The organism is Polynucleobacter sp. AP-Titi-500A-B4 (genome assembly GCF_018688095.1).
Lineage (GTDB): Bacteria > Pseudomonadota > Gammaproteobacteria > Burkholderiales > Burkholderiaceae > Polynucleobacter.
Window position 1 is genome coordinate 1439731 of record NZ_CP061311.1, and the last position, 24270, is coordinate 1464000.

Consider the following 24270-nt stretch of genomic DNA (forward strand, 5'->3'; position numbering starts at 1 on the left):
CTAGCCACCACTCAATTGACGTTTGCGCTCAGTATTGAGATGGTATGCACCCTCAGTCGCAATTTCTTGGCCATCCCTCAAGCCAGAAATGACCGGACGATATCCCCTACCCTCAGGTCCCAGCTTGACGGGAACCATACGATACAGATCATCATCCAATCTCACAAAGACATGATCATGATTGTCTTCACGTACTACTGCCCCAACTGGTACAACTAATTTTTCAATAGGCTGACTCTCAATTAGCATCGTTGCGAGCATGCCTGGCTTAATTTGACCCTCTTTATTGGGCAACTCCATACGGACAACGACAGTACGTGTTTGTGGATTCACTATGGAGTCAACATGGGCTACCGTGCCCTCTATCTCTTGATTTCGCAAAGCAGGAATCACTAAGGACGCCTTCTGACCTTTGCGAATTAAATAAGCATTACTTTCTGGTACCTCAGAGATTGCCCAAAGCGAATTGAGGTCAGCAACAGTAAATAGGGCATCTGCCGGCTGAACTACCTGGCCTTTATTGATCTTGCGCTCAACAATTTCACCAGGGATAGTGGCAATCACATTATTGATGGATTCAATCACACCAGATTTAGCAAGACGATCAATACTCGCCTGATCCATGCCTTGCACGCGTAACTGATCATTGGCTGCACGGTACTCTGCCCTAGCGCTACTAGACTCAGCGTCGCGCTTTTGCAATTCTGCAAGTGCAATGACATCCTCTTTGAACAAAATCTTGGCACGGTTCGCAGCTTGATCGGCTAATTGGCTAGCACTTTTTGCTTTCAAATACGCTAATTGCGATTGCGTTAACTCGGTAGAGGTAATCTTGGCAAGTACATCGCCCTGCTTCACCATCTGACCAGGTACCGCCAGAATCTCTGACACCCGGCCGGTGACGTTGGCACCAATTCGTGAAAGAAACAGTTCATTGAAATCAATTCGGCCAGAGGCACGGAGCTCTTCTATAAAAGGAGCAATCTGAACTTTGCCGTCCGCAATCATTTTGTGTAAGTCATCATTCACCACAACAACGTTTGGATCTTGCACAGATTTAATAGCTGGACTGCGATCAAATACATTGAAATAATTCAGCATGATGATGAAGGCGCATAACCAAGGCAAATAAAACAAACCTGTTTTGAACCATCTAGGAGAACCATCGTAGCGACTAGTGACAGCGGGGGCACGACTCGCGACCCAGTCATGAGCCATCTGATACCAATCATTTTGCGTCTGTATGACTTGGCATAGCCATTCTTTGGAATAAAGCCTTGTCTTCCTCACGATATAGGCCTTCCAAACTCTGAGTTTTCTCACAAAGCCTGCAATCTCTGGTTTCATTGCTTTCCACTTTCTATTTTGGCAAGCCAATCTGGGCTAGCCCTTAATCTTTGAATCTCAGTTACAACCGAAGCCAAATCAAATCTCGCCCTAATCAAATCATTCCTCGCGGCTCGAAAGGTTCGTTGTGCATCCAAATACTCCAGCATGCCTCTTTCACCATAGCGATAGGACACCTCTGCAATCCTTTGGGCGCTGGCGGCCAACTGCACCACCTCTTGATCCAAAACTTTGACCTGATAAGTTGCCATTTGATATAACTTATAGGATGTCTCTAGTTGTTGTTCTAAATTTTGGCTCTGGGCATTGAATTGATTCTTAGCCTTCGATGCATTGGCTTCAGCCTCAGCAATCTGACCACCTTTGAAGTCCCAAATAGGAATGCTGATTTGTAAACCATAGAGGCGATCGGTAAAGTTTGGATCGTTGTATTGCGATGCTTTAAATGCTAACCTTGGTAAGCGAGAATTTTTCTCAAAACTCAATCTCGATTCGGTAGCCTCGACATCTGCCTTTGCTTTTTTCAGCTCAGGACTTTGAGCCTGTATCTCGCTTAATAAAATATTAAGGGGTGGCAAAGTTTCTGCTTTAGGCTGTTCCGTAACGACTGAAAAATTGGGTGGCAGCTCATGACCCACCACTTGTCGTAATTGGCTGCGAGCCTGTTCAACACGTAATTTTGCCGACTCTGCTGTAATTTGCGCATTCAGAAACTCCGTCTGAGCTCGAATTAACTCAAAACGCGCCGTCTCTCCTACGTCATACCGTACTTGCATGCGATCACGAATTTGCTTCGTTAGACTCAAATCTTCCTCAGATGCTTTTGCCTCCGCTTCGCGGCGCATGAGCTCATAAAAACGTTGCTGAACTTTTGAGATGGTTTCTATTTCGAATGCAACGCGAGTTGCCTCTGCCGAACGGAGGTTTGCCTCGGCTGCATTCACTCTTGGAAAACGGGTGTAAGGCATATCCAGCGGCTGAGTAACCGACCAAGATGAAACATTGCCAACAGTTAAAGGCCCGGTAGCTGACCGCTGCTGACCAGTGCCGACTTCAAACTCTGGATTTGGGATTGCGCGAGCAGTAGAAAGTTGCCCTTTGATAGCTTTAGACTGATCGCGTGCCGCCAATACTTGCGGACTAGACTCTAGCGCAATAGTAATAAGGTCATTGATGGTGTATGACTTCGAATTCTGAGCCTGCGCGTTGCTTGCCAGCAATCCAACAATGAAGACTATTCCTAACCAGCGAAACAACTTGATGACTCCTCGTTTTAGGTAAGGTAAATACGAATTATCCGAAGATCTCAGTTTTCTCCACACAAAAGCTCCCCAATTTAGGGCGGCTAAGCACGAAATAATGGTCGAAGTCGAGGGAGAATGGATGAAGTTCAAATGGGCCATTTCTTTTATAAAAGTAAATGGTCTTGCCTTAAAAATTACCCATATACCGGACTTTGCAGTCGTAATGTCGATATATGGGACCCATTGCTGGGCAGGCTACTCCCCGTTTATTAATCTTATTAGATCACACTTAATCTCAGAATAATGAAATTAAACATACACATTTTTAGATAAGCGACCGTACTTTTGCGCTTTATGTAATACCTTTTGTACATGCTTATAGACTTTCTTGAGACCTATATCCAAAGCAGCTCTTTTATCACGCGCTGTGACGCTGAACGCAATCTTCTGATGATCAAAAGTTTGTAATTCAATTAAGCAATGTTGATTACATATAGTCTTAGATTCAGGCACCGCTGAATACTTGACCTTAATTTTTCTAACTAACCAAATTAAGCGCTTTAATGAGTACTTCACCCGATTCTCGGTGAAAGTTTTTAATTCTGACTCTGGCAATTCTTGAGATTCCAAAATGACGTCCATGTTTTATCTCCTTTGAAAACATCATGGGTTCACTTTAGGGCTAGTTTTATTCTTAATAAAGCAGAATTTAATTGATATTAATTCTGTTTTTTACTGAGTATTTATTAAAAAAATGCCCTCGCGAGGAGGGCTAATGGGAGTACCGCAGGACTTACTATTAATCGATTACTGCAACCATTAAGGCAGTTGCTGCGCCAGCGCCCAATGCTGGGATACCCCAACGCTCTAGGGATGGCAATGTTTTGCCCGTGACTACTTCAACAGGAATATCGCTAATCTCCAATAACTTGGCAGTAGTAGAGTTCTCAAACAATCTACTGAGGGTGTTTTTCTTGGCTGAGCCAATCACGATCCGGCTGCATCCTAGGCGAGTCGCTTCATCATGCAATGCCTTGCCCTTATCACCAGTGACATGCGTAAATGAAAAACTGACCCCTGATTTTTCTAAAAATTCAGCGGCTGACTTTGCAGCAAAATAAGCACGCTCCTCTTGCCACTCATGAATAGTTTTCTTGCTAACAAATTTTCCGATATGACGGTAAATTTTAGGTTGCACATTGCAGATGTGAATTTCGGTATGAGAGTCTTTACCGTATGTGGTGACTGCATGCCTTAAGGCTAGCAATGCATTATTTGAATCATCTACTGGAATCAAAACTTTATTCATGACTTTATCTCCTAAGATAAGTGACTGCTGTTGAGGCGATATTTCAGATACTGCTGGAACAACGACAGCTGGCGCAATGAGCTCTTCAAGTGCCAGCCTGCTTCTAACAAATCCACTACCCAGAACACCGAGAATGACCAAGGCTTGAACCGCATATTCAAATGCTGGGTTTTGAAATAACTGCCATTCCCGAACAATAGGCTCGGAGGTCATCATCTTGGCCGCAGTCCATGCGAGCACACCAGCGCCTAGATAGGTAATGGATGGATAGCGCTCAACCAATTTCAAAATTTGCGTTGATCCCCAGATCACTACGGGAATGCTGATCAGTAAACCGAGAACAACCAGAATATAGCTTCCATGGGAGGCGCCAGCTACAGCCAAGACGTTATCAAGACCCATGACTGCATCAGCAATCACAATCGTTTTCATTGCACCCCAAAAGCTAGTTGAGGCATGATCATGATCACCATCACCATCTTGCTCAGGCGTCAATAACTTATAAGCAATCCAAACTAGTAGCAGGCCGCCAATCAACATTAATCCTGGAATTTTAAGTAGGTACACCACAGCAAGTGTCATAGCACTTCTGACTGCAATAGCGCCAACTGCGCCCCAAACAATCGCTTTTTTCTGTAAATGGGCAGGTAAATTTCTGGCTGCCATCGCAATCACAATGGCATTGTCACCAGCTAAAACTAAGTCAATGACAATAATTGCTAGTAGTGCTGAAAAAAATTCGGGGCTAAACAATTCCAATTTAATAACCTCTATCAATGTAATGAGCACATGAATGCCATGGCTTTCGATGGGGTCAATTTAGGTGGATTTGTGCTTAGTTAAAAGCAGATATATATTGATAGTAATTTCGGAAAAAACTGACTATGAGCAATTCTTATAACTATCGTCACCTTTACTATTTTTGGGTTGTAGCCAAAGAAGGCAGCATGTCCAAGGCCGCAGAACGCCTAGATATGGCTATTCAAACCATTAGCGCGCAAGTTCACGAACTTGAAAAATCACTTGGGTATATGCTCTTTAAGCCTGCAGGACGTGGCATCACCCTTACAGAATCTGGATTTGCAGCGCTCAAAATTGCCGATCAAATTTTTTCCATCGGTGAAAAACTTCCTGAAGCAGTTCGAGATGCAGCCAAATCCCCCAAGACAAAAATTACTGTTGGCGTATCAGATGGCTTACCAAAACTCATCACTAGACAATTACTAGAACCCATTCTGAAACATAAGGACGTACAGCTTATTGCGTACGAAGGTGAGTTTGATGACTTATTGGCCGATCTCGCACTACATCGTCTCGACATTCTGCTGGCTGACCGTCCAGCACCAAACAACAAGAACCTGAACGTCTATAGTGAGGAACTGACTAAAACGTCAATCGCCTGGTTTAGCCCAAAGCAATTCGTCAAGCAAGGAAAGAAAAGCTTTCCGGAGTGTCTTAGTGAGCTACCCATACTGCTGCCGACATCGCACTCTACCGTTCGACTACTCATTGACCAATGGTTTACTAAGCATGGCATTACGCCCAATATTGTCGGGGAGTTTGAAGATAGCGCCCTATTGAAAACTTTTGCGGCCAGTGGTCTAGGGGTGTTTCCAGCAGGGAAGCTGATTGAGAAAGATCTCGAAGAAACCTATGGAATTGAGCTACTCGGAAATTGTGATGAGATACATGAATATTTTTATGCCATCCGCTCTGAGAAAAAAATTGAGCACCCCTTAGTTCAAGCAATTATTAAACAGTAAATACTTAAAAGCCCATGAGAAATAGGGGTAAGAATAAATTCTGAATCCCACATAGAATTAAGCCATGACAAACTTTCTCGATCCCGCCATCTTATTTTTTATCTTCGGGGTATTTGCGGGAAGCGTGAAGTCAAATCTCGAGATACCGCCACAAATCTCTCGATTCTTATCCCTTTACCTATTGATGGCCTTAGGTCTCAAGGGCGGTTTTGCACTCCATAAATCAGGATTTACCAGTGAGATTGCATTTTCTTTAGGTCTGGCTATTTTCCTGGCCATCATCATTCCGATTATTGGCTATCTTCTACTCAGAAGAACTTTAAATGCATTTGATGCAGCTGCCATTGCGGCAACTTATGGATCCGTAAGCGCTGTTACTTTTATTACCGCAACTCAATATCTCGATCAATTCAATATTGGATACGGCGGTCACATGGCGGCTGCGATGGCGCTGATGGAGTCTCCAGCAATTATCTTAGCGATTGTTCTAGCCAATAAAGCGCGGTCTGCTCATGCTAAAAATCTGAATACCAAACAAGATGCCACCAGCATCTCAAAGATACTGCATGAGTCTTTTACGGATGGGGCGCAACTTCTCTTACTGGGATCAATGATTGTTGGCTTAGTGAGCGGCGATGATGGTCAAAAGTTAATGGCGCCATTTTCAATCGATTTATTTAAAGGCATGTTGGCCTTTTTCTTGCTAGATATGGGAATCATGGCAGCCAGAAATCTTGCGGGCTTAAGAGGCAAACCTCCAATTACCCTGCTCTACGCCATAGGATCACCGCTCTCTCATGCCCTGCTGGCACTAGTACTCTGCAAATTGATTGGGCTTCCACTAGGTAATACCATATTGCTAATGGTTCTCGCATCTAGCGCTTCTTATATTGCAGTACCGGCTGTTTTACGCCACGCCTTACCCGAAGTGAATCCCGCCTTGTATATGGGAATGTCGCTAGGTATTACATTCCCATTTAATATCATTCTGGGTATTCCGCTATATACAATTTTGGCAAAACAATTTCTGTAGAGAATCTTGTGGATGGGCATTTTTGATAATCGCATAGCTAGTTTGCTGACCAAGCACGGCAAAGAAGAAGTGATTGGTCCCATACTATTGGCTGAGCTTGGTTGCCGAGTTATGCATACTGATGCTTATGACACTGATCTGCTGGGCACCTTTACGCAAGATACCCCGAGATACGGAACCCAGTTAGATGCTGTTCGAAAAAAAGCCAAGCTTGGGATGGATCTGCTCAGCCTCGACCTAGGAATTGCCAATGAAGGTGCTTTTGTAAATGATCCCTATGCTGGGATCGCCTCATGGAATAACGAGTTAGTTGTCTTGGTCGACACCAAACATGACTTGGAGATTACCGGCTTCTCTGGTGCTCTCGCGCAAAATGACAATGCCTATATCAGCCACTGGGAGGATTTGGAAAAATTTGCTGACTCTGCACTCTTTCCCTCGCATTACTTAGTCATTAAACCCACTGATGAGCACCATCCAAAATCCCAAAAAGGCATTAAAGACTTTGCCAGCCTTAGAGAAGCATTTGAGTGGGCTAAAGCACTTTCATCCAAGGGGGTTGTCTACGCTGAGAATGATCTTCGTGCATTTACTAACCCAACCAGAATGGATAATATCCACAAAGCCACAATCGATCTAGCAAAGAAGATGAAATCTTTATGCCCCCAGTGTAAAACTCCTGGATTTTGGGTAAAAGACGTTAAGCGTGGACTGCCTTGCAATGCCTGCGGATTACCCACAGACCAAGAGATCGCCAAGATTTGGGGATGTAGCAAATGCAATCATCAAGATACAGAGGGAATGAAAGTGCTGCGTTTTGCCGATCCCTCAAAATGCAGTCATTGCAATCCGTGATTTAGCTATAGAAGCAATTCAATTCTAATTTTAAAATTTATGGTGCAACCCATTGCTTCTTGAGCACCCTTCTTACCATTGGATCAAATGTCGACAATGGCTCGCTCTTGTAATTCGGATCAAAGGAGATTTCATCATACTTAGCGCAAAACTCTACTGTCTGCTCATATGCAGGATCAGACTTGTATTGATCACGTGCATTCGGATCTAGACCAAGCTTATCACCATAAAAATAGGTTTGAAACAAACCATGCTGCTGCAGCATCCAATAATTATTTCTAGAGATAAAAGGATGCAATATAGATCCAATCACCTCACCATGATTAAATGGGCCAAGTGGTTCAGCGATATCATGAAAAAGGGTGACGACAACATACTCCTCATCTTTGCCGTCACGCAAAGCTCTGGTAGCAGCCTGTAAGCAGTGCTCTTTTCGAGTAATGTTGTAAGCAGTATCTTTAGCAAGGTTTTCCAAGAGTCCATAGAGCTGATCTGGCAATTTTTCCAAGGTATGTTCATGTACCTTTTTCATAACCTCGAAATCGGCTACCGTCCCTTGGTCCATTCTGGTGAAATGCATTTTTTCCATGAAAACCTCTCAAAAAATGAAACTGAATATGTTGGCTAGATACCATACTTTAACCAACAATCCAGTACTATATTAATCACCTAATATCAATTCAATATTACAGCCATGAATGATCTTTCTCCTGTCATTAAACCCCTAGATTTAGAGGATATTCCCCATCTTATTAATTGCGTGAAACGTTGTTATGGTGACAGCTACCCCAATGCAATGATGTATGACCCAGCGCTCTTACAAGAAGCCATTGAGGCTAAGGTAATGCATTCTGTAGTCGCACTTCATGAGGATGGTAATGTCATCGGGCATTGCGCACTGACTTTTGATGGTCCACACAATGCCTCGCCAGAAGCAGGCAAGATGATTGTTGATCCAGATTATCGTGGGCATCATATTGCGGAAAGTATGGCTCAAAAAAGAATTGAGATTGCTACAGAGCTTGGCTTACCAGGATTTTGGACTGAATGCGTCACCAATCATCCTTATAGTCAACATGAAATGATTAAATTTGGGGCCAAAGAAACTGGACTCATTTTAGGCACTGATCCAGCGTCAATGATGAAAATGCAAGGCCTGGAGAATCATTCGGATACCAGAATGTCTTTATTGGCCTGTTATTTAGCACTTAAAGATATTAGTCAAACAATCTATTTACCAAAGCATCACATTAAGTTCACATCCGACCTCAGCAAAACTCTGAATCTCAACCGTAAGATTGAAGACCTAACTCAATCAGGCGATGGAGCCACTACAAGCACTAGCCTAGTGGATGATCTTGAAAAAACAGCACAAATTAGCATTACCCACATCGGGAAAGATTTACATGCGCACGTTAGCACCGCACTAGAGAAAATCAAGCCCATGGATGTGGCTAGCATCTACTTGGATCTTCCACTAAATCAAAGGGCGGCCTCGCATGCTTATGTTGAACTAGAAAAGATAGGATTCTTTTGGGGTGCTTGGCTCCCCAACTATTCTGTCAATGGCGATGTCTTACGCCTGCAAAAACTCAATCAGATCGTCAACTTTGATGAAATTAGCACCGCTAGAGTAGAAGGCGAAAACATCAAGAAGTATGTGCAGTCTGAATGGCTACGAGTGTCCAAGAAGACAGGATAGTTATTTCAGCAATACCGATGGTGATGCAGGGATACTGCCTGGAATCTTTTGTAGTGACATTAATTGAGCTAGTAACTTAATAGACAAGGGTGAGTAGCCGTTATCTACGCTTGGAATAGTATAGGTCTCGCCATCAAGCCCTTGAATCGTGGCAAAAGGTTTGGGAGATGGCTTATCTTTATCTACAATCAAAAGTGCATATTGATTCAAGTTACCCCTATTACTATTAAAGGTTGTTGCTGTTGGCGGCAAAGTCAGCAAGTAAGGTTTATCAGCGAGCTGCGCTCTAACAACTTGTCCCAAATACTCAAAAATATTATTAGTCGATCGAATTCGCACAATGAGAGTAGGCTGACGTTTTTTAGCTGCAGTAGTTTTCTTTAAATCTTCATCAAGATTATCTTCGCAGTAAAGCGTTTCACCATACTTCTTGACGGGAAGGTAGTTGGCATACCGATCAGAATTTAAGCAAAGCTTATATTGATTCGAAACCTGAATGGGTTGATAAAGCGGATTTTGAGAATTACCAACCTGCTTGAGCGTGATATTAGACTCTTTAAACATGACAAAAGCCTTATCTCCAAATCTTGGTGCAACTTTATCCATAGTAAGCGGGGGCCCAAGCAACTCCGAGGTGTCGATCAACTCTGCTGTAAGTCCATCATTAATGAGTTTGTAGAGGTATTGCTGGAACTCTGCATGGTCAGGCCTCAACGGGTTATTGATCAATACCACCGACTTTCCATTTGGCTGAAAAATTTCAATTTCATCTACCACCATACTTAAGATTACCTCTTTGGGTATGTGATTGTGAGAGAAATATTTCACAGTCTCTTTTGGAAGTTCATTGAGATAACTCTTCCAGAATGTCGCATTATCCAAAGAGGATTGCGTGAAATTAAATGTATTATTCAACGTCAATGTTGTACTTGGAACAGCATAAGAAAGGCCGCCCTGAATGACGTTATAGCTAGCGTTATAAGGTATTGCCCCGCCAGAAAATAAAGCACTAACGGCAGGTGCGACCCCAATCGATCCAGACCCGTTAATAGTTGGCATATCCAAAAAGCTTACTGGCCTATTCTCTGAGGCACGCAATATGTTTTGGAAAATCATATTGATTTGGTATTGCTCTAATGAATTAGCATATTTTGCAGACATCTGCCCAAAGTCTGGAGTCAGAGCAGAGGTACAGCCGCCCAATAGAAAACCTACAACGCTGATGGTCAAATATTGATGAAGTCTTAGCAATGGTTTCATTTCAATACGTTTGAGAATTAATAAAGTTCAATTAATGCCAGTTGGGAAGGTTTTGAGAGTATTACATATAGCGGAAGCACTCGGACCTGACTTTTTTCATCCATTTAATCTTTCCAGATGGGATACTTCCCCATCACCGAGATAAATAACTCAGACTCAAGGTATTGGTTTAACCATCTTTTGACTTGAGGGAGCTGCAAATCATCGAACTTTTGCTGGTTGACCATCGAAAACTGGCGAATAAAAGGAAAGATGGCCACATCCACCCAGGCCATCTTATTGCCCAACAAAAATTGATTTGAGACTAAGGCAACCTCCATAGGTTTTAGCATCAACTCGATAGCATCAGCTAAAACGGTTTCTGGATTTAACTCAGGGTGTCGATTAGGGTATTTGTACTGATCCAATAATTTCTTAAATGGCCCATCATTTTTTTCAATCCAAGCATTGGCCACCCATTCATCAACCAAAGACCAACCATCGGGATCCGACTGCTCTAGGGCCCAGCGCATGATATCGATGCTTTGCTCTAGGATCAGTCCATCTACGCACAACACTGGAACAGTACCTTTGGGTGATGCCAGCAACATAGATTGTGGTTTGTTGCGAAGCTCAATCTCTCTATGATCGAGATCTATGCTGGCGTATTTCAGTGCCATCCGGGCCCTCATGGCATAAGGACATCTTCGATATGAATACAGAATGGGTTTCATTACTACGCTACCTATTTGATTTTTTGAATTATGAGGCATAAGCGGGTTTTTCATCGCTGCCATATTCCTTTGCCCCGAAAATGAGCTTACCCATAAACTATTTAGATGGGTATTGTGATACCTTACATACTAATAGACTTGCCCCGCATAGAAACCCATTAATTAAAGGCAGCGCCATGAACCAAATCACCAGGCATTTCATCGTTGCGTTTACCCTTCTTACGGGTTTACTCTCCAGCGCATTTGCAGCAGATTTGGTTTATATCAACTCAAAAGCAGGCTCCAGTCGCCTCCTCAGCTCCGACTACAACCGCCAGTATTTTGCGCTGGCGAGTTATGTAGATACTCAAGAGCGTCTCACCTTTTGCGGCATCTCATCCATGGCAGCAACTTTGAATAGCCTACCAACTATGGCCCGCCCAATTACTCCAGAACTTGCGCCCCATCCATTTTTCACTGAAGAAAGTATTTTTACTGAAGCTACTACCAAGATTAAAAGTCGTGATGATGTATTAAAGGGCGGATTAACGCTTGAGCAAATTCGACAGTACCTTGTTGCATTGGGTGCTAACCCTAAAATTTATTATGGTAGCGATCTTTCAGTAAATGAACTCAGAAAAATTATCAAATCTTCTTTGGCAAATCCTCATCAACGTGTGATGGCCGACTTTGATAGAAAGGTCTTAAACCAACTGGGAAGTGGTCACTTCTCACCGATTGGTGCCTATGACTCCAAATCGGATTCTGTATTGATTTTGGATGTCGCTAAATTTAAGTACCCACCATTTTGGGTAAAGACCAGTGATTTGCTGGCATCATTAAAAACCACTGACCCCGATTCTGGAAAATCCAGAGGAATCGTTCAGATCACAGTGAACTAATGCGTATTTAGCCAAGCTAATAGGCTTTGGTTAAATTTATCCGCTTGCTCCATTAAGAAGAAATGGCTCGCATTATCAAACAGTATTGTCTCTGATCCAACAATACCCTCACTGAGAATATTAGTAGCAGTGAGTGAGCAAATAGGGTCGCTGGTTCCGGCCATTACTAAAGTCGGTTGATGTATTTGACTCAACTGAGAACTAGTATCATGGTTTTGACAAGCCTCATTCTGACGTATGTAACAAGCCGGCAGCCTTGTTTCTCCGCCAATTAAAGCTTCAATCTTTTTAACTTGCTCATGCTTGTTATTAAAGAAGTCTGCTGAAACAAAATTTTGTACTGAATGACGTGCATGATCGGCCCAATTCATTCGCCACTCAAGCGCTTCACGCATATTCAGTAAAACGCGACGGCCCAAGGGATCTAATACAGCAAATGATGCGCACAGCACCAAAGACTTGACACGCGTAGGGGACATCAGTGCCATATGTTGTGCAACTGCGCCGCCCATAGAACGCCCCACAATATGCGCAGACTGAATACCAAGATGATCCATCAAACCCAAGGTATCAACAGCCAAGTCTTGCGTACTAATGGGCTCATCTACTTGCGTACTTTTTCCTGCACCACGGTTATCAAATGCAATTACTCTGAAATGATCTTTCAGAAGCTGAATCTGACTTGTCCAGGCACTGTAATCTCCCGCCAATCCATGAATTAGAACTACCGGAACACCTTCGCCAATATCTAAATAATGAAGATCGTATTGGCCGATCTTGGCAGTTCTTAAATGTTCTTGCATATTGATATCCACTATTCCACGCTAAGATGACTTTGTAATTCATTTTGCTTTTCGCAAAATAAGGTCTTGGCGCCAGCAAAGACTACCCTGCCCCCATTGAGCAGAAGTACATCATCCGCAACACTGAGAGCAAGACTGAGGTTTTGCTCCACCAATACAATCGAAATAAATGGCTTTAACTGCGCAATAATATTTCCGACCTCTTTAACGATTTGTGGCGCCAAACCTTCGGATGGCTCATCCAATAACAAGACTTTTGGATTGGTCATTAAGGCTCTGCCAATAGCGAGCATTTGCTGCTCTCCACCGGAAAGACTACCCGCTACCTGATTCTGACGCTCCTGCAGTCTAGGAAAAAACTGAAAGATATCCTCAAGAGCCCACTGGCGTGAACTACCAGCGCGGGGAGCCTGATAGGCAACTTCTAAATTTTCCTTAACAGACAGGCTAGGGAAAATACGTCGGCCTTGCGGAACGATGCCAATACCAGCATGGCAAATTTTTTCAGGGGAAAGTTTTTGTAGTGCTAGACCATCCAACTCAATTAAACCGCTACGTTCTGGCAAGAATCCAATAATGGAGCTGATACATGTAGTCTTACCCGCACCATTTCTTCCAAGCAGCGCAAGAACAGTATCTTTTTTAAGCTCAAATGAGATGTCATAAAGAATGTGACTATCGCCATAAAAAGCATTTAAGCCTTCAACTTTTAAAATGGCATTAGTGGCCAAGATAAATCTCCTTGGTGCGCGGATCATTGACCACTTCTTGACGGGTGCCAGTAGTAATCACCTCACCGTAATGCAAGAGCGTTACCCGATCAGCGAAAGCGAGAGCTGCTGCCATATCATGCTCAATCATCAAAATGGTAATGTTACGGTCAATTTGCTGCAGCAAGGCTGTAATCGTTTCTCGCTCTTCGGTAGATAAGCCTGCTAAAGGCTCATCGAGCAATAGAATTTTTGGGTTTTGAGCTAAAGCCATTGCGATCTCTAAACGGCGTTTCTCGCCATAAGAAGTTTGCTCCAATGGCAAATAGGCTTTAGCACCTAAGCCTACCTTATCAAGAACCTCTAAAGCCTTCTGATCAAGGTCAGATTCCGTTAAAAAAGATCCCCAACACTTCCAACGTAGCGACATCTTGCCCAGCAGCGCTAACTTAACATTAGAAATTAAATTATCTTTTCCAAAAAGAGTGAGGATTTGATAAGTTCTCGCCAAATCCAATTGCGCACGCTTTGCAGTTGATAACTTGGTAACATTTTGTCCGGCAAGGCTAATCGACCCTGAATCAGAAGCAAGATCGCCGGAGATTAAATTAAATAACGTGGTTTTGCCTGCACCATTTGGGCCGATTAATAAGTGCCTCTCTCCTGGATTTACGGTGAGATTGACTCCCTTGGTAACACGCAGGCCGCCAAAGGATTTACTTAAGTCAGAAACTTGAAGAATAGGATTCATCTTTACTTGGCAGAGCTCAGTGCATTTTTTATACGAACAAATCCAGCAACAATTCCGCCTGGGATGAACATCACAATGAAAATAAATACCAAGCCTAATAGAGTCACCCAGTGATCTACATATTGGCTAGCGACATTCTTCAATAACATTACTAAAGCCGCTCCAATGACGGGTCCCATTAAGGTACCAGCACCACCAGCAATCACCATCAATAACATTTCAGCAGAATTTGCCAAGGAAAGGCTGTGCGGACTAATAAATTGGTGATAGTAAACATACATAATCCCACCAATAGAACCAAAGAAACCACAGGCAGTAAAAGTAATCCAGCGAATCAACCAAACATTAAAACCCAACGCACTCATGCGACGTGGTTGATCTTTAGTTCCTCGAATAGTTGCCCCAAAAGGAGAGCGCACTAAGATTGCAATTGCAATCCAGACTAACAAAAACACAAACAAAGATAGGTAATAGAAATGGCTTGCCTCACCCATGTCAATACCAAAAGGACTGGGTCTAGTGATGCCCGATATTCCATTGTCACCACCGGTGACGCTAGCCCACCGATATGCCAAGCCCCATAGAATTTGTCCAAATGCTAAGGTAATCATCAGAAAGCTGATACCTGTCGCACGTAAGGCGATTAAACCAAATACCCCAGCAATAAAGGTAGTGCTTGCGATTGCGATCGCAGCTGTGCTTGCATGGCTCCATCCAAGTTTGACCGTCAACCAACTGCTAATGTAAGCAGCTAACCCAAGGTAGCCTGCATGACCTAAAGAAGTTAAGCCGGCATAACCGACAAGTAAATTCAGACTCATTGCAAAGATTGCAGCAATCAGAATTTGGCTAGCTAGATTGGTATAGTACGTTCCCCCAAGAATGAGCGGGAGAGCAAGCAACACAAGCAAAATAGCAATATAAAAAATCCGGTTCAAGCAGTGATCTTTCCAAACAAGCCGCGAGGTCTCACAGCCAAGATAATGAGCATTGGTAAAAATAAAATGATGTAAGCCAGATCTGGGAAAAGTGCTTGACCAAAGCTATAGATAAAGCCGATCAAAAAACTTCCAATAAACGCGCCCAATAAACTTCCAAGACCTCCAAGAATCACCACCACTAAAGCAATCGGCAACATATCAGCATCTAAACCAGGATAGACAGAGAGGATGGGGGCAGCCACAATGCCACCCACACCCGCTAATGCGGCACCCAAGCAAAAGACAATTGAAAATAATTTTGTTGCTGGCACACCAATGCCCTGCGCCATTTGGCGATCATCAACACTGGCACGAATCATGACGCCCAGCTTTGTTTTATCGAGCAAAAGCCATAAGCCGAGGGCAACGAAAATACTAAAAATTACTAAAGCAATTCGGTAAAGCGGGAATGTTTGCCCAAAAATCTGAACGCCACCAGCTAGAAAACTAGGTGCAGCTACAGGACGAGGATCGCCACCCCAAAACCAAAGACTGCAATCTGCAATCACAAAGGCAACACCAAGAGTAGCCAATACCTGAGACAAGCTATTACCCGCCAAGCGACGCAAAATAATTCTTTCTACGACGCAACCCAATAAACCAATTGCAATCGCAGCAGCAAGGATTGCGAAAAAGAAGGAATGACCAGCCTCGATCACGCTGAGGCCAACATATGCGCCCAACATAAAGTAGGCGCCATGAGAGAGATTGGCAATGCGCATTAATCCGAAGATTAATGAAAAGCCTGCCGCTAGGGTAAAGAGAACTCCCCCTAGGGCAAGGCTATTGAGACTTTGAATTAACCAAAAAGACATGCGCGGCGAATTAGTTTTCTAAATTATTCGCAGGCGGGTAGTCTCTAGAGTAAACAGGGTTAGATAAGAAGTCTTTCGTCTTATATGTCCAGAACTGACTCACTGCAGGATAAGTTTTAATAACAACGTTACTTAGCTTGCCATCTTTTTTCTCAACCTTACGAATATAGATATCCATAATTGGATTGCCTAAAGCATCTAAAGTAACTTTACCTCTTGGATCATTTGGTAGTTGAACTGCACGAAGTGCGGCCATAAAGGCATTCTTATCTTCGATATTGCCTTTGACATCCTTTAATGCCTGCTCAAGCATCAAGGCAGCACCGTAGGCACCCATCGAATAGTAACCAGGATCTTTTTTGTAAGCCGCGTTGAAATCCTTAACAAATTTTGCATTCGCTGCATTGTTTAAGTTCGCAGAATACCAACCAGTAGAAATTACCCCAAGTGCATCATCACCCATAAAAGGCAAGATACCTTCATCAACAGTGGTCATTGCACCCAACAGTGGAATTTTTCCTTTGAGGCCATATTCACTGTATTGCTTAACAAACTTGACGCCATTACCACCTGCAAAAGCTGCAAATACCGCATCCACGTTAGGCTTGATTTGACCAATGTAAGTACCGTAGTCAGCTACGTTTAATGGTGTCCATAGCTTTTGAACAACCTTGCCGCCATTTTCTTCAAATGTTCTCTGAAAGCCTGCTGCAATCTCATGACCAAAAGCAAAGTCATCTGCAATGATGGCAATACGTTTGTATTTCAAATCTTTAGCAGCATATTCACCTAATGCATGACTTGGCTGCGCAGAACTACCCACACCACGAACAAACCATGGGTTTGGTTTACGCTGTGTTAAGTCTTCTGCTCCAGCTGATGGAGAGATAACTGGAACGCCTACTTTTTTAATGTAGTCATCTACTGCAAGTGCCTCGAAGGCAGCTAAAGGTCCAATGATGACTTGAACCTTGTCCTTTTCTACCAACTCTTGTGTCTTCGTTTTAGTGACGGCAGGCTGGCCAGAGGTATCGGCAACAAAAAGCTCAACCTTGCGGCCAGCAATCGTATTGTTGCGCTCTTTCATAAACAGATTGATTGCCTCTTCCATCTGTTTGCCACCAGCGGCCAGCGCTCCAGACTTAATGGTTAAAAAGCCCACCCGAATTGGCGTGTTGTCAGCCGCATAGGCTGCTGGCGCTAAGAGCGCCCCCGTCACTGCAAGCGCTACGGCCTTTAGGTGAATCTTTTTCAACATGATTGTCTCCTCACGATGTTTGCTAGTCTTTTAATAGTAGTTTTAAGGCTTAGTTGATATACTACAATAAATTTAAATTAAAGCAATATCTTCTGTAAATTATTATTTATTCAAATAAATCAATAACTTAAATAAACTCATATCCCCATAAAAAACTCTTGTGATATATTACGATCAATATTTAATGGATATCTAATATCTTTGAAACCATGGCAACTAGTAGCATCGAAACTCTAGAAACTGACGGTCGTCTACTCCGTGAGAGAGTTTATGAACAGCTACGTCACGATATCTTGACGTGCGAGCTAATGCCGGGCGCAGAAATCCGAGAAGCTGAATTAGCGGCACGTTTTGAAGTCAGCAAATCACCTGTACGCGATGCTCTTATTAGCCTAGAGCGTGAAGGCTTGGTCATTACCATTCCACGGCAAGGCTATCGCGTTGCCCCAGTTTCCATCTCAGACATGCTTGATATGTTTCATTTGCGTGCCGCTCTCGAAAGAGCCAACATTGAGCGCGTCATTCGTTATGCAACTGACGAGCAATTACAGGCGCTCGATCAATTCAAAAGTTTTCATGCAGACCAGTGGCCAGAAGGGTTTGTGGGATACAACAAATCCTTCCACAGAAAGATGGCTGAGCTGGGGGGCAATCCCCGCATGCGCGATCAACTCATTGATCTCATTGATTTAATGGAAAGAGCCGTTCAGATTAGCGTGAGCAATATGAACCACGGAAAACCTGAAGCGCTTGTAGAGGAGCATCGGGAGATCATTGATGTAGTTCAAGCGAGATCAATTAAATCTGCTCAACGCTTAGCTGAACAACATGTGCTTGCTGCTGGTAAGCGTGTCAGCAATGCAGTGTCACGCGGAATGATAGTTAACTAATTCAAATTATTTTTATACAAGGATCACTATGTCAACATCAAACAAGCAAGTACCCATTCGTGGATTATTCATTGATGGTAAGGAAGTACCTGCCTCTCAGTCGGATTTATTAGACGTATTAAATCCAGCAACTGGAGAGATGCTTGCTCAAATCGCCCACGCTACTGATGCGGATGTTGATAAGGCGGTAAAGAGTTCCGCTAAAGCATTTGCTAGCCCCGAGTGGAGCGCTATGTCAAATCGCACAAGAGCAAAACTGATCAATAAACTTGCTGATGTTTTTGAAGCTAATTTAGAAGAAATCTACACACTAGAAACTGCCAATAATGGACGCTCATTAAATGAGACCCGCGCACAAGTTTCCCGCTTACCCGATTTTTTCCGCTACAACGCTGGTCTAGCGATTGCACGACGCGACTCTGTGATTCCAGTGGATGGTAATTACCTTAACTACACTTTGCGCACCCCAATTGGAGTGGTTGGCAACTCAACACCGTTTAATCATCCCCTGATGATCATGGTAAAAAGTTTGGCTCCCACCCTCGCTTCAGGTTGTACTACTGTCGTTAAGCCTTCTGAATACACACCACTGACTACATTGCGTCTGGCGCAGCTATTTGTTGATGCCGGTTTACCTCCAGGAGTGTTTAACGTGATTACTGGCCTTGGCCCCTCAACAGGTAAAGCACTTGCTGAACACCCTGGCTTAGCAAAGTGGGTTCTTACTGGAGGAACTGAGGCAGGCCGCATTACTGGTGCACTTGCTGGCAGCAACTTCGCTCACCAAACTTTAGAGCTAGGTGGAAAAACTCCTGTACTCGTATTTGATGACTTCAATGTTGATCAGGCCGTGAATTACGCTGCCTTTGGTGCCTTCATTGGAGCAGGTCAAACCTGTATTTGCGGAAGTCGCCAAATTGTGCAAGCCAAAATCTATGATGAGTTTGTTGAAAAGTTAGCTGCTAAAGCTAAATCTATTCGCATTGGCAATCCAATTGACGCAAGCGTTCAGCTTGGGCCCGTTGTTTCTGCTCGCCAGCAACAACGCGTTCTTAAATACATTGATATTGGTTTAAATGAAGATAAAGCACGTTTAGTTGCAGGCGGCAAAGTGCCAACTGACCCAGCATTGAAAGATGGATTCTTTGTCGAGCCCACTGTCTTTGCCGATGTCACCAGAAATATGCGCATTTTCCAAGAAGAAGTATTTGGGCCCTTTGTATCAGTCACCAAATTTACTACCGAAGAGGAAGGTCTTGAATTGGCCAATGATTCTCCTTTTGGACTTGCAGGCGCGATCCGCACGAATGACGTGACTAGAGCACACCGTGTTGCCGCCAAACTCAAGTGCGGCATTGTTTGGGTAAATGACCACCACCGCCTAGATCCAGCCTCCCCTTGGGGTGGCATCAAGGACTCCGGCATTGGCCGAGAGTGCGGAACAGAATCTTTTGATCAACACTTTGAAACGAAGAGCATCATGATTCGCATGGATGATGCGCCATTTGACTGGTACAAAGATACTGCTAGCCAACCACGTCTCAATTAATCATTAGCCCTTAATAAGCGCTCCTCAGGAACTCATTCACATGACAAATAAAACACTCACCATTGGCAACAAGAAGTTGAGCTTAGATATTTCTGGCTCAGGAAAACCAATTGTTTTATTCCACTCCCTATTAGCAGATAGCAGTTCTTTTGCACCCTTAGCTGAAGAATTAGTGAAAACTCATCAAGTGATTTGTTTGAATCTTCCTGGTTTTGAGGGCTCTGATTTTGTGGGTGGTGAGCTCAATACCATTGCAGACCATATCGCTCAAGGAATTGAATCACTCCAGCTGTCTGAGAAGCCAATATTTTTAGGCAATGGCTACGGCGGGTTTATCGCCCTCATTACTAGCATCCGACATCCAGCATTAGCCTCACGCCTAGTATTGGCAGATTGTGGAGCGATGTTCTCTGAGCCTGGACGTGCCGCATTCCGCGGAATGTCAGCAGCAGCCAAAGAAAAGGGGTTAGAAGCGATTGCAGATGTAGCAATGCGTCGCTTATTTGCTCCCGAGTTTCAAGAGCAGAATCCCGACTTAGTTGCGGATAGAAAAAAACGTTTCTTGGCTCTCGATACAGATACATTTCATGGTGCGTGTGCAGCTTTAGCAAGCCTCGATATTAGAGATCAACTTTCTAAAGTAGCCCAACCTGTTTTAGTGCTTGTGGGTGAACTAGATGAGGCAACCCCTTCTGCTATGTCGGTAGAGCTTCATGCTGGATTACCAAATGCAAGCTTAAATATCATGCCAGGATTGGCGCATGTTCCGCAGTTGCAAGCTCCAGGCGTGTTTATGAATGCGATCCGCAACTTTATTAATGCCTAATATATGAGTGTCACCCTCTACGGATATTGGCGATCCCTAGCCGCTTATCGCGTTCGGGTCGCACTCAATCTAAAGGGAATTCCCTTTGAGGAAATATCCATCAACTTAGCAGGCGGGGAGCAATTTGGAGAGGTGTATAGCTCACTCAATCCGCAGCATGTTGTTCCGCTACTCAAGCACAATGAATTTGAAATCGTGCAATCTCTTGCAATTCTCGAGTACATTGATGACGTCTGGCCACAACCACAACTGATTCCTGGTACCCCTATAGAGAAAGCGAAAATCAGGGCGCTATCGCTAATTACTATTGCAGATACACACCCACTGATCGTCCCTAGGGTTAGAAACTTTATAAATCAAGCGTGGGATCTTGGCGAAGGCGAACAAACTCGGTGGTCGCAACATTGGTTTACCAAAGGCAATCAAGCAATTGAAAGTATGTTGATTAAATTAGGCGAATCCAAAGCCTATGCCTTTGGTAATGAAGTGACGATTGCTGACATTGCCTTAGCATCTCATGTCATTGGGGCCAAACTTTTTAATGTCGATATGAGTACTGCACCGACCCTACAGGGCATTTTTGAAAACTGCATGAAGCTGCCTGCTTTTGCAAATGCGCACCCTCTTAAACAGCCTGGCGCGCCCAAAGTCTCCTAACAAATAAATATCATCAGAGTCCAAATTGAAGCGACTTTATATATGCGTCTTTTTTTTAATACTCAGCAATCCCGTAATGGCACAGCTTGAAGTCATGATCTCAGGGGGCTTTTCGGGTCCATATAACCAAATGCTTCCCGCTTTTGAGCAAGTAACTGGTATTAAAGTTGTCACCAAGTCAGGCGCATCCCAAGGCAGCGGTCCAAAAACCATCAAAGCACAACTTGCTGCCGGCGCAACAGCAGATGTCGTTATCTTATCGCGTGAGGGCTTAGAAGAGCTGATGACCCAAAACAAGATTATTCCAAATTCAGATGTGGATTTAGCACGGGCACCTTTAGGATTGGCTGTACCAGTTGGTAACCCTAAGCCTGATATCTCAACTACCAAAGCGTTTTCAACTGCATTAGTTAAGGCTAAAAAAATTGTTGTGCCAGGGAGCACCAGTGGAATTTATCTGACAGAAGAACTATTTCCAAGGCTTGGCATTAAAAATCAACTTACAGTGCAAGTGACCGAACGAGGCTCACAAGCTACTGCGGTTTTGGCTGCGCGCGAAGCCAATATTGCTGTTCAACCCAGCAGTGAGCTGGTCAATATTCCCGGGGTTGATTATGTAGGCGCACTTCCAAGCGATATTCAGCTCATTCAAACTTTTGCAGCAGCTATTGTTGTTAACTCGCCCAACCAAACCGCTGCCAAAAAGCTGATTCAATACCTCAGTTCACCAAGCGCAGCAGAGCCAATTAAGCATAGTGGTATGAATGCTGTTCGCTAAAAAATAGATAGGAAAGTCATCCATGCATAATCGTCGCTCTTTTCTAAAAACATCTGGCAAAGCCTTGGGCGGATTATTCTTTTGCGGCTGCGGACTCTCACATGCTGCAGAAGGTCAGCCAAAGCGTGTGACCCCAGTATTTATCAATGGCAAACGCATTAAAACGATTGATGTCCATGCGCACTGCATGTTTCAAGATGCAATTGATTTGATGGTTGAGGATGCCAAGTCTGTACCACCACCGACTAAGGGCGTTCCAGAGCATTTCATCAAAATTAATGAACGCATTAAAGCAATGGAGGCGCAAGGCATTGATATGCAAGTGCTCAGCATCAATCCTTACTGGTATCGCAAGGATAAAGAAACCGCTGCTGAAATCTGTCGCCTAAACAATCTCCATCTAGCTGAGTTATGTGCTCTTAGACCAGATAAGTTTGCTGCCTTTGCATCCCTCACAATGCAGCACCCAGAATTAGCCGTTGAGCAACTTGAATTTGCTGTGAAACAGCAAGGTCTTCGCGGAGCCGCCATTGGTGGAAGTGTTGCAGGACAAGATTTTTCTGATCCAAAATATCATCCAGTATTGGCCAAGGCTCAAGAGCTAAATGTTGCTCTATTTATCCACCCTCAAAGCACCCCTCAACTGGCTCAGCGCTTCAAGGGAAACGGGTGGATGTCCAACGTCATCGGTAACCCCCTAGATACTACGATTGCTTTACAGCATCTCATCTATGAAGGTGTTTTAGATAAGTACCCACAACTTAAAGTACTGGCAGCACATGGTGGCGGGTTCTTGGGATCCTATGCACCACGCATGGATCACAGTTGCTTTGTTTCACCACAAAATTGTGATCCTAATATTGTGCTTAAGAAAAAACCTTCCGAATACCTTAAGCAACTCTATTTTGATTCACTTGTCTTTACACCTGAAGCGTTAGCATATTTAGTCTCGCAGGTTGGCGCAAGTCAGGTAGTGATTGGCACTGATCACCCTATCCCCTGGGAAGAATTTCCGGTAGAGCGCGTTATGGCAACCAAAGGTCTAAGTAATGCTGATCGCATTAGTATTTTGGGCGGCAATGCGGCCCGACTATTAAATCTTTCTTAAACTAGGGCAAACAATATATAAATACGCTCTGAGTGATACAAGGAGGGTACTCGAACTTCTCTATGACTCCTAAGGGGTATCAGATATGATGTTTTGATTCATTATTTTTAATAGCACACCCAATCATGATCAATACCAGTAGACCCCGCCGCTCCGTCCTCTATATGCCAGGGGCCAATACTAGGGCACTAGAAAAGGCTAAGACACTAGCGGCTGATTCGCTAATTTTAGATCTAGAAGATGCAGTGGCGCCTGATGCCAAAGTTACCGCCCGAAAAAATATTCTTGCGGCCCTAGAAACTGGTTTTGGATATCGCGAAGCAGTTGTCAGAATTAACGGTCTTAATACTCCGTGGGGATTGGATGACTTAAAAGCTTTTGCAAATAGCAAAGCTGATGCCATCGTATTGCCCAAAGTAGAATCTGCCTCGCAAGTACAAGAGGTCGCTAAAATCCTCAAGGACTCCAAAGCGCGTCCTGACTTAACGATTTGGGCCATGATTGAAACACCTAAGGCAATTTTTAAACTCGAGGAAATTGCTAGCTCACATTTCCTTCTTGAAGCCTTAGTTTTAGGAACCTCAGATCTCGTCAAAGATTTACATGCGAGACATACCCCTAATCGACTCGAAACCCAAACTGCGCTTTCACTTTCGATTCTGGCAGCGAGAGCATTTGGTCTTTGCGTATTAGATGGAGTTCATCTTTCTCTAGATGATGAGACAGGCTTACGACAGTCTTGCATTCAGGGCAGAGATATGGGTTTTGATGGCAAGACCTTAATTCATCCAAGTCAAATTGCATTAGCCAATGAATACTTTGGCCCCTCGCTCCAAGAAGTTACTGAAGCCCAAGAGCGCATCACGGCCTATGAGGCAGCAATCAAGTCTGGGGCAGGTATTGCAGTTCTCAATGGCAAACTCATCGAGGAACTCCATATTCAAGATGCTAAACGGATCTTGGCTCTAGCCAACTCCATTCAGTCCTTTGCCAGCTAAGAGATAGGTTGGTATTCGTAAACCTAAAAATCGTTTAGGA

General features: G+C 43.8%; 25 protein-coding genes and 1 pseudogene. 12 read left to right on the top strand and 14 right to left on the bottom strand.

Annotated elements, in window-relative coordinates; all coding sequences use genetic code 11:
- The 5 genes and pseudogenes from FD968_RS07200 to FD968_RS10565 form a co-directional block, all read right to left on the bottom strand.
- The gene (locus FD968_RS07200) at positions 1–1347 is read right to left on the bottom strand and encodes an efflux RND transporter periplasmic adaptor subunit (protein ID WP_215365067.1); all 1347 of its coding nucleotides are present in this window, start codon (positions 1345–1347) and stop codon (positions 1–3) included.
- Positions 1344–2603: a TolC family protein gene (locus tag FD968_RS07205; RefSeq protein ID WP_215365069.1), complete on the bottom strand. Its 1260-nt coding sequence runs from the start codon at positions 2601–2603 to the stop codon at positions 1344–1346. The genes FD968_RS07200 and FD968_RS07205 overlap by 4 nt, the downstream gene beginning before the upstream one ends.
- A gap of 297 nt (positions 2604–2900) precedes the next feature.
- Positions 2901–3233, bottom strand: coding sequence for a hypothetical protein (locus FD968_RS07210; RefSeq protein WP_215365072.1), 333 nt, complete (start codon positions 3231–3233; stop codon positions 2901–2903).
- A 157-nt stretch (positions 3234–3390) separates the two neighbouring features.
- On the bottom strand, positions 3391–3900 hold the full coding sequence (locus FD968_RS10560) for a universal stress protein (RefSeq protein WP_251367678.1): 510 nt from the start codon (positions 3898–3900) through the stop codon (positions 3391–3393).
- A 96-nt stretch (positions 3901–3996) separates the two neighbouring features.
- Positions 3997–4659: pseudogene (locus tag FD968_RS10565) on the bottom strand (TerC family protein); the annotation flags it as partial.
- A gap of 125 nt (positions 4660–4784) precedes the next feature.
- Between FD968_RS10565 and FD968_RS07220 the strand changes: the two are divergent.
- The 3 genes from FD968_RS07220 (at position 4785) to FD968_RS07230 (ending at position 7551) form a co-directional block, all read left to right on the top strand.
- The gene (locus FD968_RS07220; protein ID WP_215365077.1) at positions 4785–5663 is read left to right on the top strand and encodes a LysR family transcriptional regulator; all 879 of its coding nucleotides are present in this window, start codon (positions 4785–4787) and stop codon (positions 5661–5663) included.
- Between the two features lie 64 nt (positions 5664–5727).
- Positions 5728–6696 carry a sodium-dependent bicarbonate transport family permease gene (locus tag FD968_RS07225; protein WP_215365079.1) on the top strand — a complete coding sequence of 323 codons (969 nt, stop codon included), beginning with the start codon at positions 5728–5730 and terminating at the stop codon, positions 6694–6696.
- 12 nt (positions 6697–6708) lie between these two features.
- Positions 6709–7551 carry a DUF6671 family protein gene (locus tag FD968_RS07230; protein WP_215365081.1) on the top strand — a complete coding sequence of 281 codons (843 nt, stop codon included), beginning with the start codon at positions 6709–6711 and terminating at the stop codon, positions 7549–7551.
- 37 nt (positions 7552–7588) lie between these two features.
- Here the strand turns inward: FD968_RS07230 and FD968_RS07235 are convergent, their stop codons facing one another.
- Positions 7589–8083: a hypothetical protein gene (locus FD968_RS07235; RefSeq protein ID WP_215365083.1), complete on the bottom strand. Its 495-nt coding sequence runs from the start codon at positions 8081–8083 to the stop codon at positions 7589–7591.
- 162 nt (positions 8084–8245) lie between these two features.
- Between FD968_RS07235 and FD968_RS07240 the strand changes: the two genes are divergently transcribed.
- Positions 8246–9253 carry a GNAT family N-acetyltransferase gene (locus tag FD968_RS07240; RefSeq protein WP_215365085.1) on the top strand — a complete coding sequence of 336 codons (1008 nt, stop codon included), beginning with the start codon at positions 8246–8248 and terminating at the stop codon, positions 9251–9253.
- Here FD968_RS07240 and FD968_RS07245 read toward each other — a convergent pair whose 3' ends face one another.
- Together FD968_RS07245 and FD968_RS07250 are read right to left on the bottom strand one after the other, a co-directional pair.
- Entirely contained in the window at positions 9254–10513 is a 1260-nt protein-coding gene (locus FD968_RS07245; RefSeq protein ID WP_215365088.1) for a hypothetical protein, read from the bottom strand.
- 104 nt (positions 10514–10617) lie between these two features.
- Positions 10618–11172: a glutathione S-transferase gene (locus FD968_RS07250; protein ID WP_251367537.1), complete on the bottom strand. Its 555-nt coding sequence runs from the start codon at positions 11170–11172 to the stop codon at positions 10618–10620.
- Between the two features lie 230 nt (positions 11173–11402).
- Between FD968_RS07250 and FD968_RS07255 the strand changes: the two genes are divergently transcribed.
- Positions 11403–12107, top strand: coding sequence for a phytochelatin synthase family protein (locus tag FD968_RS07255; protein ID WP_215365092.1), 705 nt, complete (start codon positions 11403–11405; stop codon positions 12105–12107).
- On the opposite strand, the gene FD968_RS07260 is transcribed toward FD968_RS07255, so the two are convergent.
- The 6 genes from FD968_RS07260 to FD968_RS07285 are packed head-to-tail and all read right to left on the bottom strand — an operon-like array spanning position 12104 to position 17424.
- On the bottom strand, positions 12104–12910 hold the full coding sequence (locus FD968_RS07260) for an alpha/beta fold hydrolase (protein ID WP_215365094.1): 807 nt from the start codon (positions 12908–12910) through the stop codon (positions 12104–12106). The genes FD968_RS07255 and FD968_RS07260 overlap by 4 nt on opposite strands.
- 11 nt (positions 12911–12921) lie before the next feature.
- Positions 12922–13641: an ABC transporter ATP-binding protein gene (locus FD968_RS07265; RefSeq protein ID WP_251367539.1), complete on the bottom strand. Its 720-nt coding sequence runs from the start codon at positions 13639–13641 to the stop codon at positions 12922–12924.
- Positions 13631–14371 (bottom strand): ABC transporter ATP-binding protein, encoded by a 741-nt coding sequence (locus tag FD968_RS07270; RefSeq protein ID WP_215365097.1) that lies wholly within the window; start codon positions 14369–14371, stop codon positions 13631–13633. The genes FD968_RS07265 and FD968_RS07270 overlap by 11 nt, the downstream gene beginning before the upstream one ends.
- Before the next feature lie 2 nt (positions 14372–14373).
- Complete coding sequence (locus FD968_RS07275) at positions 14374–15309, bottom strand: branched-chain amino acid ABC transporter permease (RefSeq protein ID WP_215365100.1); 936 nt, start codon at positions 15307–15309, stop codon at positions 14374–14376.
- Complete coding sequence (locus tag FD968_RS07280) at positions 15306–16166, bottom strand: branched-chain amino acid ABC transporter permease (protein WP_215365103.1); 861 nt, start codon at positions 16164–16166, stop codon at positions 15306–15308. The genes FD968_RS07275 and FD968_RS07280 overlap by 4 nt, the downstream gene beginning before the upstream one ends.
- 10 nt (positions 16167–16176) lie before the next feature.
- Positions 16177–17424 carry an ABC transporter substrate-binding protein gene (locus FD968_RS07285; protein ID WP_215365106.1) on the bottom strand — a complete coding sequence of 416 codons (1248 nt, stop codon included), beginning with the start codon at positions 17422–17424 and terminating at the stop codon, positions 16177–16179.
- 209 nt (positions 17425–17633) lie between these two features.
- Between FD968_RS07285 and FD968_RS07290 the strand changes: the two genes are divergently transcribed.
- The 7 genes from FD968_RS07290 (at position 17634) to FD968_RS07320 (ending at position 24230) form a co-directional block, all read left to right on the top strand.
- Positions 17634–18314, top strand: a complete 681-nt coding sequence (locus FD968_RS07290; RefSeq protein ID WP_215365108.1) for a GntR family transcriptional regulator — start codon at positions 17634–17636, stop codon at positions 18312–18314.
- A gap of 28 nt (positions 18315–18342) precedes the next feature.
- Positions 18343–19863 (top strand): aldehyde dehydrogenase, encoded by a 1521-nt coding sequence (locus tag FD968_RS07295; protein WP_215365110.1) that lies wholly within the window; start codon positions 18343–18345, stop codon positions 19861–19863.
- A gap of 40 nt (positions 19864–19903) precedes the next feature.
- Entirely contained in the window at positions 19904–20689 is a 786-nt protein-coding gene (locus tag FD968_RS07300) for an alpha/beta fold hydrolase (protein ID WP_215365113.1), read from the top strand.
- 3 nt (positions 20690–20692) lie between these two features.
- Positions 20693–21346 (top strand): maleylacetoacetate isomerase, encoded by a 654-nt coding sequence (maiA, locus tag FD968_RS07305; protein WP_215365115.1) that lies wholly within the window; start codon positions 20693–20695, stop codon positions 21344–21346.
- 76 nt (positions 21347–21422) lie between these two features.
- Positions 21423–22124, top strand: coding sequence for an extracellular solute-binding protein (locus tag FD968_RS07310; protein ID WP_215365117.1), 702 nt, complete (start codon positions 21423–21425; stop codon positions 22122–22124).
- A 22-nt stretch (positions 22125–22146) separates the two neighbouring features.
- Positions 22147–23232, top strand: a complete 1086-nt coding sequence (locus FD968_RS07315; RefSeq protein WP_215365120.1) for an amidohydrolase family protein — start codon at positions 22147–22149, stop codon at positions 23230–23232.
- Positions 23233–23357: 125 nt separating this feature from the next.
- A complete protein-coding gene (locus FD968_RS07320) occupies positions 23358–24230 on the top strand; it encodes a CoA ester lyase (protein WP_215365122.1) in 873 nt (290 codons plus the stop codon).
- Positions 24231–24270: the final 40 nt, after the last annotated feature.